General features: G+C 39.6%; 15 protein-coding genes. 7 read left to right on the forward strand and 8 right to left on the reverse strand.

The window, feature by feature from the left end:
- On the reverse strand, nucleotides 1-190 hold a 190-nt coding region (locus PHV30_04180), incomplete at its 3' end, for a hypothetical protein (GenBank protein MDD5456212.1).
- A gap of 141 nt (nucleotides 191-331) precedes the next feature.
- Here PHV30_04180 and grxC point away from each other — a divergent pair.
- A complete protein-coding gene (gene grxC, locus PHV30_04185) occupies nucleotides 332-595 on the forward strand; it encodes a glutaredoxin 3 (GenBank protein ID MDD5456213.1) in 264 nt (87 codons plus the stop codon).
- Nucleotides 596-601: 6 nt separating this feature from the next.
- Here grxC and PHV30_04190 read toward each other — a convergent pair whose 3' ends face one another.
- Together PHV30_04190 and PHV30_04195 are read right to left on the reverse strand one after the other, a co-directional pair.
- Entirely contained in the window at nucleotides 602-928 is a 327-nt protein-coding gene (locus PHV30_04190; GenBank protein ID MDD5456214.1) for a hypothetical protein, read from the reverse strand.
- 64 nt (nucleotides 929-992) lie between these two features.
- Entirely contained in the window at nucleotides 993-1745 is a 753-nt protein-coding gene (locus PHV30_04195) for an SDR family NAD(P)-dependent oxidoreductase (GenBank protein ID MDD5456215.1), read from the reverse strand.
- Between the two features lie 210 nt (nucleotides 1746-1955).
- On the opposite strand from PHV30_04195, the gene PHV30_04200 reads away from it, so the two are divergent.
- Together PHV30_04200 and PHV30_04205 are read left to right on the forward strand one after the other, a co-directional pair.
- Nucleotides 1956-3233 (forward strand): NCS2 family permease, encoded by a 1278-nt coding sequence (locus PHV30_04200; protein ID MDD5456216.1) that lies wholly within the window; start codon nucleotides 1956-1958, stop codon nucleotides 3231-3233.
- Nucleotides 3234-3358: 125 nt separating this feature from the next.
- Nucleotides 3359-5770: a hypothetical protein gene (locus tag PHV30_04205; GenBank protein MDD5456217.1), complete on the forward strand. Its 2412-nt coding sequence runs from the start codon at nucleotides 3359-3361 to the stop codon at nucleotides 5768-5770.
- Between the two features lie 56 nt (nucleotides 5771-5826).
- On the opposite strand, the gene PHV30_04210 is transcribed toward PHV30_04205, so the two are convergent.
- Complete coding sequence (locus PHV30_04210) at nucleotides 5827-5979, reverse strand: hypothetical protein (GenBank protein ID MDD5456218.1); 153 nt, start codon at nucleotides 5977-5979, stop codon at nucleotides 5827-5829.
- A gap of 260 nt (nucleotides 5980-6239) precedes the next feature.
- Here PHV30_04210 and PHV30_04215 point away from each other — a divergent pair, with 260 nt between their 5' ends.
- Nucleotides 6240-6749: a nitroreductase family protein gene (locus tag PHV30_04215; protein MDD5456219.1), complete on the forward strand. Its 510-nt coding sequence runs from the start codon at nucleotides 6240-6242 to the stop codon at nucleotides 6747-6749.
- A 45-nt stretch (nucleotides 6750-6794) separates the two neighbouring features.
- Here PHV30_04215 and PHV30_04220 read toward each other — a convergent pair whose 3' ends face one another.
- Nucleotides 6795-8549 (reverse strand): glycoside hydrolase family 15 protein, encoded by a 1755-nt coding sequence (locus PHV30_04220; protein MDD5456220.1) that lies wholly within the window; start codon nucleotides 8547-8549, stop codon nucleotides 6795-6797.
- Between the two features lie 47 nt (nucleotides 8550-8596).
- Between PHV30_04220 and PHV30_04225 the strand changes: the two genes are divergently transcribed.
- From PHV30_04225 to PHV30_04235, 3 genes are all read left to right on the forward strand, one after another.
- Nucleotides 8597-10849: a trehalose-6-phosphate synthase gene (locus PHV30_04225; GenBank protein MDD5456221.1), complete on the forward strand. Its 2253-nt coding sequence runs from the start codon at nucleotides 8597-8599 to the stop codon at nucleotides 10847-10849.
- Nucleotides 10833-11579, forward strand: a complete 747-nt coding sequence (gene otsB, locus PHV30_04230; GenBank protein ID MDD5456222.1) for a trehalose-phosphatase — start codon at nucleotides 10833-10835, stop codon at nucleotides 11577-11579. Before PHV30_04225 ends, otsB begins: the two co-directional genes overlap by 17 nt.
- Nucleotides 11580-11692: 113 nt before the next feature.
- On the forward strand, nucleotides 11693-12313 hold the full coding sequence (locus PHV30_04235) for a hemolysin III family protein (protein ID MDD5456223.1): 621 nt from the start codon (nucleotides 11693-11695) through the stop codon (nucleotides 12311-12313).
- On the opposite strand, the gene PHV30_04240 is transcribed toward PHV30_04235, so the two are convergent.
- Genes PHV30_04240 through PHV30_04250 form a run of 3 tightly spaced genes read right to left on the reverse strand, consistent with a single transcriptional unit; the run spans nucleotide 12306 to nucleotide 15882 of the window.
- Nucleotides 12306-13304: a cyanophycin synthetase gene (locus tag PHV30_04240; GenBank protein ID MDD5456224.1), complete on the reverse strand. Its 999-nt coding sequence runs from the start codon at nucleotides 13302-13304 to the stop codon at nucleotides 12306-12308. The two genes, PHV30_04235 and PHV30_04240, sit on opposite strands and share 8 nt — an antisense overlap.
- Nucleotides 13285-14295: a radical SAM protein gene (locus PHV30_04245; protein MDD5456225.1), complete on the reverse strand. Its 1011-nt coding sequence runs from the start codon at nucleotides 14293-14295 to the stop codon at nucleotides 13285-13287. The genes PHV30_04240 and PHV30_04245 overlap by 20 nt, the downstream gene beginning before the upstream one ends.
- Nucleotides 14296-14334: 39 nt before the next feature.
- Nucleotides 14335-15882, reverse strand: coding sequence for a macro domain-containing protein (locus PHV30_04250; protein MDD5456226.1), 1548 nt, complete (start codon nucleotides 15880-15882; stop codon nucleotides 14335-14337).
- Between the last annotated feature and the right edge of the window lie 57 nt (nucleotides 15883-15939).

The raw sequence follows: 15939 nt of genomic DNA on the forward strand, positions 1-15939 counted from the left end.
CCTTAATTTTGGGGCTTATTTGAATATTTTGTTTAACAACATTCAAAATCTCCGGAGATTTTGCTTTAAACATGATTGAGAGATCGATCATACTGGTACGTTTTATCTTTTGATAAACCTCTATCTGCACGCAGCCGCTCAGAAAAAAAATTGTTAATACGGCTGTTATCAAAAAAATAATCTTTTTCATTACCGCTACATTATAGTAACATAGATTTGAGAATGCAAATTACTATTGCGCGCTTAGCTATTTTTCAAAATAGATGAGATAGTGAGTCGAATAATTTGCAATAATATGGTTACTTAAACATTTGAGATATAATAAGTACAAATGGAAATTTACAATGAAACTGTTATCATATATACAACCGACTTCTGCCCATACTGCAACAGAGCAAAAAATCTGCTCAAAGCTAAAAAAGTTAATTTCAGAGAAATAAACATAACCGGAGATTACAAAAAACTTGAACAGCTGGAACAGGAAACCGGATTCTCGACAACACCTCAAATATGGATCGGTTCAAGGTTTATCGGCGGCTGTGACGATCTTTATCAGTTAGAGATCGAAAAAAAACTGGATGAATTGCTGCAATGAATCATTTTAAACAATAGAAGAATCATCCTGCTCATTGCCGAATAAAGAAGAATCTTCCGAAAATAACTTTTTTGCAATAATCTGAGCCATCAGTTTCTCAGATGTTTGTTTATCAGTCTTTTTTATATTATCAGAAACAGCGCTAGCAGTTGTATCTGAAACAAGCTGAGCCTGCTCTGCTTGAGCAGACAATGTCACTTTGTCATCAGTTAATACTGCCTTTGTGTCAGTTTTGTCGGAAAGATTCGCGATATCAACAGTGCCGTCATCATTATTATCAGTTGACGATGCACCAAAAACCGAAGAAGAAGAAACTCCAGAAATTCCACCCATAAATACCTCCTTTGAAATAGCTATACTATTTTAACAATTGCTAGTTAAAAAAGTTCCACTCTTTTTACCAGCGGTTCATATTCTGAAAACGCTTGTCCAGTTCTTCTCTTGATATTTTTTTTATGTCAGCTGTAAAACCAAAACCTATCTCCTGGACATTATTTTTCAGATCATTCATGACAGAAACCACAAATTCTTTGGGCCCCACTCCGAAAAACGGAGTTTTGCGCCTCTTTCGACCCTCAGCATTCAAATCTGTGTCCAGTCCAGGAGGGACAATTTCATAAACCTCTATACCTACTTTTTGCAGCTGATGACGCAGAGACATAGAAAAAGCATGCAAACCGGCTTTTGTAGCACTGTATACAGGCATTCTGGCCGCCGGTATAAATCCCAGGCCGGAGGACACATTGATAATGACAGCATTCTTTTTACCGGACATATATGGGACAAACATGGCCGACAACATTATCGGTGCTTCCAGATTTATCTTAAGCTCATCTTCTCCTCTGATTATATCATCTGCCCCCTTGGTAATATCAATATCGCGCTGTATACCGGCATTATTAACAAGCACATTCAGTTCCGGAAATTTCGTGGTTGCCCAATTGACAAGCTCCTGTCTTTCTTCCTGTATGGACACATCGCAGACTTTAATGAATAATTCGGGATGATGGCTTTGAGCTTCCTGTAATTTACGCTCGCGCCTTCCGCAGATAATTACTTTATTACCGGACACAAGAAAAGCTTCGGCCAAAGCATATCCAATACCGGACGCTCCGCCGGTTATTAATATAGTATTGTTTGATACGTTCATACAACGATCCTCCTTAGCAGATGGCTTATTATATCATATTTTCATTCAGCGCTAAGGATCACCTGGTTTTCTTTTTATTTCTCTAATGTTAATATTTATATACAAAGTCTTAATCGCCTCTATCCTGTCGCTTCACGACATTCTCTCTCCACTTATGGAGAGGGTTCTGTCCTAAGAACTTGGTGAGGAGCATTAACAAAGGAGCTAAATATGCAGAAATTTTTTAATAATCTGAGGACAGAAATAATTGCCGGTACCACTACTTTTTTAACCATGGCTTATATTATCTTTGTAAACCCGCAAATACTGGGTGTGACCGGTATGGATAAAAGTGCCCTCATTGCCGTCACCTGCATAGCCTCAGCTATTGGCAGCATATTGGTTGGAATATTTGCCCGCAGTCCGATTGCCATGGCCCCGGGCATGGGTTTAAACGCTTTCTTTGCTTACTCTCTGGTGCTTGGCCACAAGATCAGCTGGGAAACCGCGCTGGGAATTGTTTTTTTGTCTGGTTTACTATTTTTTGTTTTGACCCTGCTGGGATTAAGAAAAAAGATCGTGGAGGCCATTCCCCAATCTCTGCTATTTGCCATATCTGTAGGCATAGGCCTGTTTATTGCTCTTATCGGTTTGGTGAACATGGGCCTGGTGGTGAAGAACGAAGCCACACTTATCGGTCTGGGCAAATTTACTCCCACAGTCTTTATAGGGCTGGCCGGATTAATACTCATGATAGTTATGGAAATTTTCAGAATACAGGGTGCTTTACTTCTAGGGATATTTTTCTCAACAATAATCGCGCTTTTAAGCGACTTCGTATCTTTACCGGGACAAATTGTTTCCACCAATATAAATATCCTGCCGATTGCGCTCAAACTTGATATCATCGGGGCATTTAAATGGAGCTTTATGGGTGCTGTTTTCAGCCTGATGTTCATGGACATGTTTGACAGTGTTGGCACCCTGGTTGCCTGTCTGCAGAAAGTGGAAGGACAGCAAAAAAAGAAAAAAGAAGAACATTACAAAAACCTTAATACTTTACTGGGTATTGACGCTTTGGCTACTATGCTGGGAGCTGTTCTCGGCACATCCACAACGACCGCCTATATAGAGTCCGGCGCAGGTATAGAAGCCGGCGGCAGAAAGGGTACCACAGCCATTGTGACCGGTATATTGTTCCTGCTGGGCCTGATCTTTATTCCGCTGATCGGCATCGTTCCGGCATATGCTACAGCCCCAGCCCTGATAATGGTCGGGCTTTACATGCTTAAAGATATTGTCAAAATAGACTTTAATAATCTGGAAGAAGCTTTTCCGGCTTTTATTATAATTATTATGATTGCCCTGAGCTACAGCATCAGCGCCGGAATGGCCCTGGGCTTCATTTCCTTTACTCTGATTAAAATACTGCAGTTAAAGTTTGGAGAAATAAAACTTACGATGTGGGTAATAACGCTCCTGAGTATCTTTTTTCTGGTAATGCAATAATAATTAAATAAACATTAAAGCAGTCATACTTCGTCACGCTCAGTATGACCGTATATTTTTTGTTTATCCTATGATTTTATGGGATTTTCACAATTCCTTCTCGATAAATAATTGGATTTATCAAAATGATCAAAAAAAAGCTTATTTCCTGGAAGCTGGACCTGGCTTCAATTCAATATATCGCTGACAGTTTCGAAACTGTTGTTCCGGATATCTATTTTATAGTCCGCGAGAATGCCGGTTTATTAAATGGCAAACTGCCGATTTTAATCAGCCTGCCTGAGATTAAGGCCTTTTCGACTAAGTTCAATATCAGACCAGAGCTAACCGCACTAGCATCGGTATTATTGCTTCTTGTCGACTACTTTACAGAAAAAGAAGAACTGCTGTTGCCAAATATTAAAAAGACGGAAAAAGTTCTGTTCAACTTGAATCCCAGCGAGGAAGCCCTTATTACTTATGTTTCACAAAAACTGGTGAACAGCGGTAATAACTATATAATTAATTATCCCAAAACAATAAAAAAAAGAATTGCAACTAACCCTGAAACTATACGTCTGGAACAAGTTTTATATGTTAATTCTGTTAATTATTTTGCTGAAGTACTGGATATTGCGCAAAGAATTGCTGAATATGAATATTCCAAAGATCCAAAAATGATAAAAGCGGAAATAAATAAACTGCAAGTCTCTATAATAAAAAACATGTTAGACACTGTAATCAAATATTCACAAAGATGCAGTCTGGACGAATCAATTTATATGAATATCTGTTTCGCCTCTGAGTTAATCAGGTTCCCCGAACTCTCAGAGCATGCCGAAAGAATAATTGACAATATGCTGAAGGAAGCCTCTGCCTTTATAAAGGATTATGCGAAAATAGAGGACACAGAAAGAAAAAGAGAAATAATCCGATATCTGGATAAAGTAATGAACGCGCTGGCTGATTCGTTAAAAGAAATGGCTTTCTCCGGAAATTTACATGAAAAAATCAACAAACTTGTTAATAATTCTGAACTCTACCCGATTATAATTAACGGTCAAAGCGCCAATAATAACGGTGAACAGTTTGACGGTACCATACTTGAAAAAACAAGCGAAAAATTGGCCTGCCTCTGCAAAGACCCTATGCAAGAAAAAGAAGTGATGCACCGTCGCATGAAGTTTCTCATCAACGTAATACCCGGATTTGTGGAAACCGACCTTAATAAAGCTCTTGATTATCTGAAGGAATTTTTCAGGTTGCAGCAAAAATATAACTTAAATGACACTTTCAATTTTATGGATATGCTGCGTCTGATTGAAAAACAACTGAACAATGAAAAAATTGTCGCTCTTGTAAAAAGCGAAATAGAGACGCGTTACCCGGAAAAAGAAAAGTGTTATATAAAACTAGCGGAAAGGCTTAAAAACCTTGGGAAATTCGATATCAGCGCTAATATTTTATTAGAAAATGTAAATAAAATCAGCGGCACAGGTTATTTTGTGCTGGATAACTTGCTGAGACATTACTATGAACAACTTCTTACACCAGCCAATAAAAATTTGAAAGCTGATCAATTTGGAGCTATATCGGCTCTGGTTATTAAATTGGAAACCTATCTGGACATGGAGGTAGAAGACGGAGATTATTCAATTTATTGTTGCAGTCTGACTCAACTCGGAGATTTCTTTTATGATCAGGGAATGCCGGAAAGAGCACAATCATATTATAACCGGGCGCTGAAATATCTTGATAAATTTAAACCTGAAGAAAAATTAGAAAACTATGGTCCTATTCTCAGAAAATCCGGACTGGATTTTATTTTAACCCATGAAAAACTGCTGGAAAAAGTCTGGGAAGAAATTCAACAAAGATATCAAAAAATCAAAAATGATAAATGTGATCAGGGTTTCTGGAAACTTGTACTGGATGAATCAAAAGCCATGAATATCTGCTTCCCTTTGATACGTGAATTCGGAATAATCGGAGATTATAAAAAAGTAGACGAAGTAATTGCCTGGGGAGCAACCAAGATTAAAAGAGCAACCAGTTTCAAACAGGAATGCTACCGGGAACTGCTGAGAGCTGTTGTACAGCGAGGGGATTATGAACTGATACCTGATTTATTTAATAAAATTTCACATAATATGGGTTTTGAACACTCTACATTCCTCATGGAACTGTTTGAGCATAAAAATTGCGCCGAAGCTTTCCTGGCCATAGAAAAGGTAACCGGCAAAAGTCATAGAGAATATATAGAAGAAGTATATGATGACCATTGGATAACATTTATTCTGGCCCGCCTTTTATTCGACAAAACCGCTCCCCTGGGTATTATTAAAGATTTGATATTAAATCTGACCTTACCAAGAATTGATATCTATAATTTCCCACATCTGCTGGACATTATTAAAATGCATCACAAGCGCTTTGATAACAAATTCATGCTCGATCTCTGTGAAAAAGCTTCACAGCAAAAAAAGCTGGCAGAAGATTATGTGATACAAAAAATAATTTTGCAGGAATTAAGGGAATTATCCGAAAATATCAAATGAATTAATTTTCACCTGAAAATCAGGATTTCAGAAAGCCCCGAGGTAGTCAACTCTGGCTACAGCGAAATATTTTTTACAGTAGATAAAACTACAATCGATTGCAATCTACTTATCTCTTCCTGATATATTTCATCGGCCATCCGGGCAAGGTCAAACGTATACATCAGCACAGATTCATTAGCAAATAAGTAAATTATTATCAATTTCATTTCGCTCTCTCATTTCATCTGACGATTACAGCACATTTCCGCTTTCGAGGACTGACGCCCGCAACTTTTACATGTATAAACTTCCTTTTTCTTCATTGCTGTTTTCATTGCATCACCACCCTTTTTAATTTTTCATCTCTACTGTAATGCTTTTCATAACACTTAAAAAATCGGTTAATTCTACAAATATCTGACTTTTTACCCTGAGGAAATAAATCCGTAAATTCAGGAAAACTGTTGTTTTATCCGATTCATTGTTAATGTATAATAAATTTGTGATCATTAAAGAAATTATTAAAAGACGAAGCAACCGGGAATACCTTCCTGACGAGATTGAGGAAGATGTTATTAATGAAATAATTAAATCCGCTCAATTCGCTCCTACCGGTATGAATAACCGTTCTGTAGAATTTATGGTTATTCGTAATTACCAGACCAAAGAAAATATATTCAAGCTAATCGGCCAGGAATTTATCAAACAGGCACCGGCGCTTATCATTCCGGTTATTGATACAGGCTCTTCTGTTACACCCATACAGGACCTGTCTATAGCGTCCTCTTTTATTTTGTTGCAGGCGACAGCTTTGGAACTGGGAAGTGTCTGGAAAAATGTGCGCATTGAAAACCGCGATGATCTGAAAAAATTACTGGGAATACCCGATTCCTATGAAGTAATCAATGTAATCCCTATCGGTTATGTTCCAAAAACATTAGCTGTACATCAGGATAGCGAATACTCAGAAGAAAAAATTCATTGGGATAACTGGTAAAATCGGATCTTCAGGTATGGATCATCTTCGCCAATCGAAATTTGATTAAAAAATAGTACCCCATTGAGGACTTACGGCAAACGCCGAGTTTATAAGTCCAACATGAGAATACGCTTGTGGAAAGTTGCCTATCTGGTTGTGCATATCCGGATTGTAATGCTCGGAATACAGCTGAAGATGATTGCCGGACTTAATAACTTCCTGCATATATTGTACCGCGCGTTCGTGGTCACCAATTATTTCCAATGCCTGTATAAGCCAGAAAGAACAAATAAGGAACGCGGAAGAAGGTTTTCCAAAATCGTCAATGCGCTGATAACGATATAAATAAGGATTTTCCTTTGTCCTGGAAAACTTCAATTCTTTCTCTATTGCATAAACTGTAGTCCGGCATAATTCCTTATCCGGATAACCTAAAATCGGAAAAAGCAGAAGTGACGCGTCCAGAGAACGATCCCTGGCGCTATTATAAACAACACCTTGATGTACAGTCTTTCTGATCTGCTCAATAATATACTCCAATTTGGCATCTATCTTTAAAGATATATCTCCAACAGACTGCTGGATACGATAGAGCCGGCTCAGACCGGCCCAACTCATTAACAGACTGAAAGTGTGAACCTGCTTGTTATTGCGTAATTCCCAGATACCGGCGTCAGGTTTATCCAAATTGATTTCGATTGAATTTACAAGTTTTCTGATAAGTGACAAATGATCTTTTGTACGAAGATGATGAAACCGTTCGTCAAAAAAAATAGGGGTTAATACCAGCATCATTTCACCATATACATCATTTTGTATCTGATTAGCTGCTTCATTATTGGAACGAACCGGTATGGAATTTTGATAACCGCTCCAGTTATCATGGCTGAATTCCGGCAAAGGAAGTGTTTGATCGAGTTTGTAAACAGGGCTCAAAATATCATTGGACTGAGCTATATCTAAAAAATATTTAAGGAACCCTTCCATTTCTTCATAATGTCCTAATGAACGAAAAGCTGTTATGGTAAAATAAGCGTCCCTCAGCCAGCAATATCGATAATCCCAATTACGCTGTCCTCCAATTTCTTCCGGCAAACTGGTTGTTACAGAGGCTAAAATCGCTCCGGTGTCCTCAAAACAATGTAGCTTCAGGGCCAAGGCAGAACGTATGGTTTGCTCTTGAAATAATGTTGGAATGCTTGTTTGTTTAACCCACATCAGCCAATAATGCCTGGTTTGTTCCAGAAAGCTGACCGATACCCTGGCCAGATCGTCTTCCAGTCCATGACCCCAGGTAAGGGCAAAATAAAGAGTTTCTCTTAAATAATATGGTTTTGACTCAATCAGGTAAGTCATAGGCATGTTCGAAGTAAGTCGCAGCTGTTCTCCTCTTATAGCAAAATAAATATGGCTGTTTCCCCTGATCCTTTCGGCCGGCTGTTTGTCCCAACCATTTACAGGGCTACATTTTATGCTGATCCGCGGTGTTCCGGATATGGGTGTGACTATGCGAAAAAAAGACAGGGGACGATATATACGTCCATACTGATTAAATCTGGGACAAAAATCAGTAATTTTATATTGACTGCCATCCCCGAGTGTTACAACTGTTTCCAAAATATTGGTATTTAAAATGTATTGTTGACTTGTTTCTACAACTTCGTTTGCATCAACGGTAAAACTCCCCCCGTCCGGATCAAGGATAGAACCGAAAACAGGAGGGCTGTCAGGCCTCGGCAGGCAAAGCCAATCTAATGATCCATACGTACTTACCAGTGCGGATATATTACAGTTACCGATTAATCCGTAGTTGTACATTTTTTTAATTCTACTGCATATGAAATCTAAATGCTATAATATTTTTTATGAAAAATCTTTTTCGATTTTCCGTACCATTAATTTTAACTATTATTTTAATGGCTATTCTTGTAACTCCTATTATTGACTCTCTTACGATCAACTGGTTTAAGCGAGATCTGGATATTCGCGCTCGGCTTATTACAAATACCGCAACCAACTCTATTATAAGTCAAATAAATAATCAGGACATCCGGTATCTGCAACAGTATCTGGAAAGGCTTACGCAGGATGAAAGACTTTATGCGCTAGGGATATACACCTCTAACGATAAATATTTAATAGGCACAAAATATCTTTCCAAACCCTTAAAAAAACTAACATATAAACAAATAAGTTCCTTCAAATCGCATATTATTATTGAAAACAACATACCTTATTATCTTTCCATGATTCCGATTATGTATGAACAAACCCTGCTGGGACATTTGTTGTTGGTACATAACATAAGCTTTATCTATACTCGCTCAAATGAAACAAAACTGTATATGATTATATTCCTTGTCGGTTTGGGCCTGCTGATTTCATTCATTACTGTTTTTATAGCTCATCTCAGCTGGAAAGGCTGGATGCAAACATTCAGAGAATTTCTAAAAGGTGAGTTATTTTTATCACCGCTGGGACAGGTTAAAACCGATGAACTTAAACCGGTTGTCAAGGAATTGTGGGACATGGTGAAACGTCTGGATACTAACCAGCGCATACGGGATGTGAACCTTATGAGCTGGACACCGGAAGTACTCAAAGATATATTAAACCGGGAATTACAGGGAGATGAAGTAATTGTTGTATCCAACCGCGAACCCTTTATACATCATCGTAATGAAAACAATGAGGTAGAGGTACGCTATCCGGCAAGCGGTGTGGTTACGGCACTGGACCCGGTAATGCAGGCCTGCTCAGGTATATGGGTTGCCCATGGAAGCGGTAATGCCGACAAAGACTTCGTTGATAAACATGATTGTATTCGTGTACCTCCTGACAATCCCAAGTATGTTCTCCGTCGGGTATGGTTAACCGAAGAGGAAGAACAGGGCTATTATTATGGGTTTTCAAATGACGGTTTATGGCCCTTGTGTCATATAGCACATACACGACCCAATTTTCGTCAGCACGACTGGGAAATGTACAAACGGGTTAACATCAAGTTTGCGAAAGCGGTTATCAGACAATCCAAAACCGATGATCCCATTATTCTGATCCAAGACTACCACTTTGCTTTATTACCACAGCTTCTCAGTAAGAGGTTACCGAAAGCAACTATTATAACCTTCTGGCATATTCCCTGGCCGAACCCGGAAGATTTTGGAATATGTCCATGGAAGGAAGAAATACTGGAAGGTCTTTTGGGAAGCACTATCATAGGGTTTCACACTCATTTTCATTGTAATAACTTTATAGATACTATCGACCGGAATCTTGAAGCACGCATCGATCGTGAACATCTCACTGTTACATATAATAAAAAAGCCACTGCCATACAGGCCTACCCCATCTCTATTGAATGGCCCAATCACTGGGCTGCCAATCAGGCTTCAATTGCTGATTGTCGAAAAACGTTAAGGGAGAAAGAATCGCTATCACCGGACCATATTGTGGGCCTTGGAGTGGACAGGCTTGATTATACAAAAGGAATTAACGAACGTTTCAACGCTATCGAACGTTTTTTTGAAATCCACCCGGAATGGCTGGGGCGCTTTAGTTTTATCCAGATTGCGGCACCTTCCAGATCTTCTCTGTCTTCCTATTCGCAATTCCAGAAGCAAATAAAAGATAATGCCGAAAGAATAAACACCAGATTTTCAAACGCGAAAAAACCGCCCATTATTCTAAAAATAGAGCATTATTCTCCGGAACAGGTTTATACCTATTACCGCGGTTCTGAAATTTGTTTCATCAGCAGCCTGCATGACGGAATGAATCTGGTGGCAAAGGAATATGTGTCTGCCCGCAATGATGAACAAGGTGTACTGATTTTAAGCAGTTTTACCGGCGCTTCAAGGGAACTGCTGGAAGCGCTGATTGTAAATCCCTATGACTCTAATGAATGCGCCAGAGCACTTTATATTGCCTTAACCATGTCCCAGGAAGAACAACGTAACCGTATGAGAAGCATGAGGGCTTATATTCAGGAGAATAATGTTTTCCGCTGGGCAGGAAGAATGCTCATGGATGCCGCCAGAATACGTCAACGTAATCGTGTATTCGGTACAGTAAAACGATTGGAGAATATAGAACGAACTCATGTACTATCTGTTTAATCCGAAAAAAAAAATACCGGACCCAGTGTTCCTGAATAATACTTTATATGCATTTGATTATGACGGAACGTTAGCAAAAATTAATCCATCTATTGATAAGGCATTCATGAGTCCAAAAACCAGTCAACTATTCGCCAGGCTCGTAAAACATTTCCCTGTAGCTGTAATTTCAGGAAGATCGGTCGCTGAATTGAAGCAACTGCTACCGGTAAAACCATGTTATTTGATAGGACATCATGGATTGGAGACAGGTCATCAGGCGGATGAAACTGCTGATCAGTACCGTTCTATAGTATTAGATTGGTTTCATGAACTGAATTTACAACTTAAAGAAATTAAGAATATAACAATCGAAAAAAAGGATTTTACTCTGGCCATCCATTATAGGAACTCCGGGATAAAGGAAAAAGAACGACGTTTAATAAATAAAGTAATACATGAACTTAAACCGGAACCAAATATCATTAAAGGGAAAAAAATATTTAACATGCTGCCAACAAAAAATGTAAATAAAGGCACCGCCCTGCTCAGTCTTAAAAAAGAACAGGGATACAAGCATATTTTCTTTATAGGTGACGATATTACGGATGAAAGCGTTTTTGCCCTGTCGGATAGCCAGGTAATCAGTATCAGAGTTGGCAAAAAAAACTCCTCAAAAGCACAATATTATCTAAAAAACCAATCGGAGATTAATAAATATCTCTCTATGATCATCAATTCCCTGCATTAATGGGCCAAAAAGCCCTTCTGCTCTTGTAAATCAAAATACAGTCCGGATTTCTTTATCAGTTTATCAACTTTTACACCTGCGCTATAATAAATATTATGGGTCTCAGAGAACCTATGAACGGTATATTGCACATGATCGGCGCGGCACTGGCCATACCGGCCTTATTACTGCTGGTTTTTTTCAGCCGGGGATCGGCTTTGAAAATAATATCCTTTGCTATTTACGGTTTATCACTGTTTCTGCTTTACCTTTTCAGTACCCTGCACCATTGCCTTCCCAGGGCTGCCGGTGGCAAGGGGCAAGTTTTTCGTAAACTTGACCACCTGGCCATTTACGCATTGATAGCCGGTACATACACGCCCTTCTGCCTGCTCGTAATGAAAGGCTTGGGTGGCTGGATTATCTTTACAGTAATCTGGCTGATCGCCATAGCGGCAATCTCAGTACAGGCGGTTTTTATCAACCTGCCCCGCAGTTTGACAACAACAGGTTATATATTGATGGGCTGGCTTGTAGTCCTGAACCTGCCGGCCTTACTCAAAAACCTGCCTCTGGGAGGTTTATTGTGGTTACTGGCCGGAGGAATTATCTATTCTGTAGGTGGAGTAATCTACGCCTTAAAAAAGCCGCGGGTCTTCAGTTGGCTGGGGTTTCATGAACTCTGGCATTTTTTTGTGCTGGGTGGGTCTGCCTGCCATTTCATAGCTTTGTTTTTCTACGTGGCCCTTAGGTAACAGTTTCAGGGAACAAGAGGTCTACAACCGGTTTCAGCACATTTCTGGACTGCCCGTTACCCGGAAGAGTATGCAAGGAAAATCCAGGCCTGTGATTAATTTCCAGGACCGAATAATTGGATGCGACAGCCTGGGCTCCGGGGTCTTTTATCAATAAATCAATACCGGTAAATCCCAAATCAGGAAAAAGACGCAAAATATCATGAGCTACACTGATATAGGAAGGATGAATTTCGTCAGTAACATCTTCACACCAGCCGCCAGAGCCGACATTGGAATTAAATCTTAACACAAGCTCCTCGCCATCTGCCAGAACATCACTGATTTTATGTTTTTGTTTGCTTAGGGCCCGCACTGCTTCAATGTCCTTGATATAAATGTCGCATAAGCAGGTATTTCTGGGGTTCAAACGTTTATAATTTTCTTTTTCAATTAAATCAATGATACTGAGCTTGCCATCTCCTGTAATTCTGGGGCAAGTTCGTTTAATAACCGCTGTGTAGCCTGAGGATGTAACAAAAAACCTGTAATCATCCTGATCGCGTAGATATTTTTCCACCAGGATTACAGGCAAATTATTTTTACGTATTTCCTCAAAACAAATAATAAAATCCTCTCTGCTTTCGATATTGCAATAAACATGATAGCCTCCTTCGCTGATGTTGGGCTTTACCACCACAGGAAATTTTAAGGTATTCTGAGCATAATAGAGGGCCAGGTCCTGGCGATCGGATTCAAATATTCTGCTTTCCGGCACCGGGAATTTTTTTTCTTTTAAAAACACATTGGTAAAATACTTGTCTCCGAACAAATTGATATATTGTGAGGGTACCAGACGGCTGTCGCAATTCACCAGCAGCTCAATGTGTTTATCAAATCTGGCCTCGACAATGTCTGTGTCCGGAATATAACTGAGCTGTATATTACGCTCCTGAAGCTCTCGCAGCAGTAATTGAAAATTAAAATGCAGGTTAGGTGGTATGGGCTGCATATTCCATCCTGTTTTCCAGATTATCAAATTCGAATGCTTCCAGGGCCTGACCACAGGCGACATTATATTTAATCTCTTCGTCTATGGCCGGTGCGTATGCATAGGCAATTCCCAGATGATTCAGTTGTTCGATAATTTTTTTCAGTTCACTACTGCTCAAAGGTTTCTTGGCTATTATGTCTTCGGTTTTCAATAGTCCCTCGTACATATGCACACCTTTTACAATATTCCACGGAGACAACCTGACCCAGAATTGTTCTTTTGATAAACGGTCAGTCAAATCTTTAAAATTATATTCAAATCCTTTAAATAATATAAAATTTAAGGAAAGCTTTTTTTTAAACTTCTTATAATATAAACCGGTAAAATCGGCGATCTCGGGAATAGTTAATAATGTTCCTCCCATTTTTTGTCTAAATAACGCTTCCCTCTGCCTGTCGCTGGTGGAATGTACGCTAATTTGCAAATCGGTCGCATTCATCACCTGCGGATGGTCCAACAACCGGTTAATATTTCGTTTTATACCGCAGGTACTTAGACCGAAGATAACATTGGGAAAGCGCTGTTGTAAGGCATACATAGCTTTCAAGACATTGTCTGAATTTAATAACGGTTCACCCATCCGGGTAAATAAGATTCTGAACTCATTAGTACAAACAGGATCAGGGTGACGATTATTGCTTACTCCTTCCTGGATGAGAAACTCCACCTGCTCAACAATCTCCTCAGCGGACAGATGCTTTATAAAGGATTGTCGGGAAGCGCAGAAAGAACAGGTCATGGGGCAGCCGGCCATAGTGCAGATTGTCATCACACGCTTCTTGATATCCGAAGGATTTTGAAAATCAGCGAACCTGTAAGGGCGAGTCCCGGGAGCTGTTTCCCGGCTCATAAATACATCCCCCAACTCCAGCAGTGTATTATGACCGGTAAAATTTGCCAGATATGTCTGACCGCAGGCCAGGTTCAGTTGTTTAACTTTTTGTAACATTATTAAATAATATCATAATAACCGCGCCGATTTAATACGCTAATATGATTTTTTGTAGGTGGGTGAGGTGATAGGCGTATTTTTTTCAGCCTTTTCTGCTCGTAACCGTTGTTTTTCTGCTTCATCTGTCATAGCTTCTGCCTGCCGTTTTAATTTGAGCATTCTCTGCTGCAAACTGCTTATTTCATCATCTTTTTGTCTGGTCTCCTGCTGAAGTGCCCTTAAAGCTTCCTCATATTTAACCTGTAAAGCATCAAATTCTCTTTGATCAACAAGTTTTTTATTTATCCGGTCTACGCAGGCACGGATTTTTTTACAATCTTCTATATAATCTTTAGCTTTAGCTACTTGATCATTTAACTTGCCGAACTTGGGATTGTCCGCTGCTATTTTTTTGGATGAACGCTGATTAATAGCCTCAACCTGTTTATGAATGGTCGTCTCAATTTTACCTACACCGGCTTCCAGCTTGCGGATCTGATCATCCAGTTCATGCCTGTATCTGCTCACAGCTTCATTCAGCGCAGTTTCAAATTCACCGTCATCAATTTCCAGTTGAGATATGGATTTAATAAAATTCTTCAAAAATTCTTTAGACAAAGCAAGATCGGGATTAGCCTGCGACGCCTGTAAAAGTTTGGAGGTAATGTCTATTTTTAACTTATTGGCTTCTTCTTCATCAAGCATGCCAAAAAATACCCCGCCAACTTCCTCCATCATATCCAGAACTACTTTTTTTGCTACAGTGAATTCCGGTCTTAAATCGCCCTGTTTACGCATCATGTTCCAAAAATTTCCATAAAGGGCTTCAATAAACAAATAGTGTGCTTTTGCTCCATAGGCAGTGGTCGCGATCTTGTCTTCTATTGCCTTCATTTTTCTGGAATGGTCGATAATCTCTTTGGGACTTAATAACTTGCCGTCTTTATCTTTCTGAAAAACAATAATGGCGATCTTCTTCAGGGTCTGCTGACCGTCCCTAGAGCTCATAAACCGACTAATACCTGCAAGCATGGCTTCCGCAGATTCCTGCGCTGAAAGCGCGCCCTCAACTCCGGTATTAATGGCGGGAAAGGCTATAGACTGCAAGCCTGCCCTGTCTGCTGTATCCAAAGCGTTATATACAGCCTCCACTGTAATATCATAGGCAATATCAGGAGCTGCCTGCGCGGTTACTACATGAATAAAAGCTTTAGGCTGATGGGTGGAAAATCCACTGGAAATGTGCGCATAACCATAGTTTGTTCCGGTAGTGTCTAAAATCTGTTGAAAATTGTCTCTGGCGGCAAGCACCACGGATTCTTCACCTGATTTTTTGGCGCGGTCCAGCACCCCTTTGGCCACACCACCTTTAGAAACCTGATAATCAAATTCAGGAATAGCCCAGGCATCTATAGTATCGGCAATCGTAATATCCCCGATAGCAATGGCAATTTCCATACCGCCATCCAGTTTTTCCGAGGTTACGTTATAAAACTTTCTACTACCTGCTTTAATATTCTGCAGGCTTTTAGCCAGTTCACCGGGCTCCTGATAACTATATTTCAGGTTACCTGCCTGATAATCGTTGATTATCTTTTCAAACACAACAATTCTCCCTTCAATTTCAGGTCATTTAAACAATCTTTAAATATATCGACCGCT

It is taken from the genome of Candidatus Margulisiibacteriota bacterium, from assembly GCA_028715625.1.
Classification (GTDB): Bacteria; Margulisbacteria; Riflemargulisbacteria; order GWF2-35-9; family GWF2-35-9; genus JAQURL01.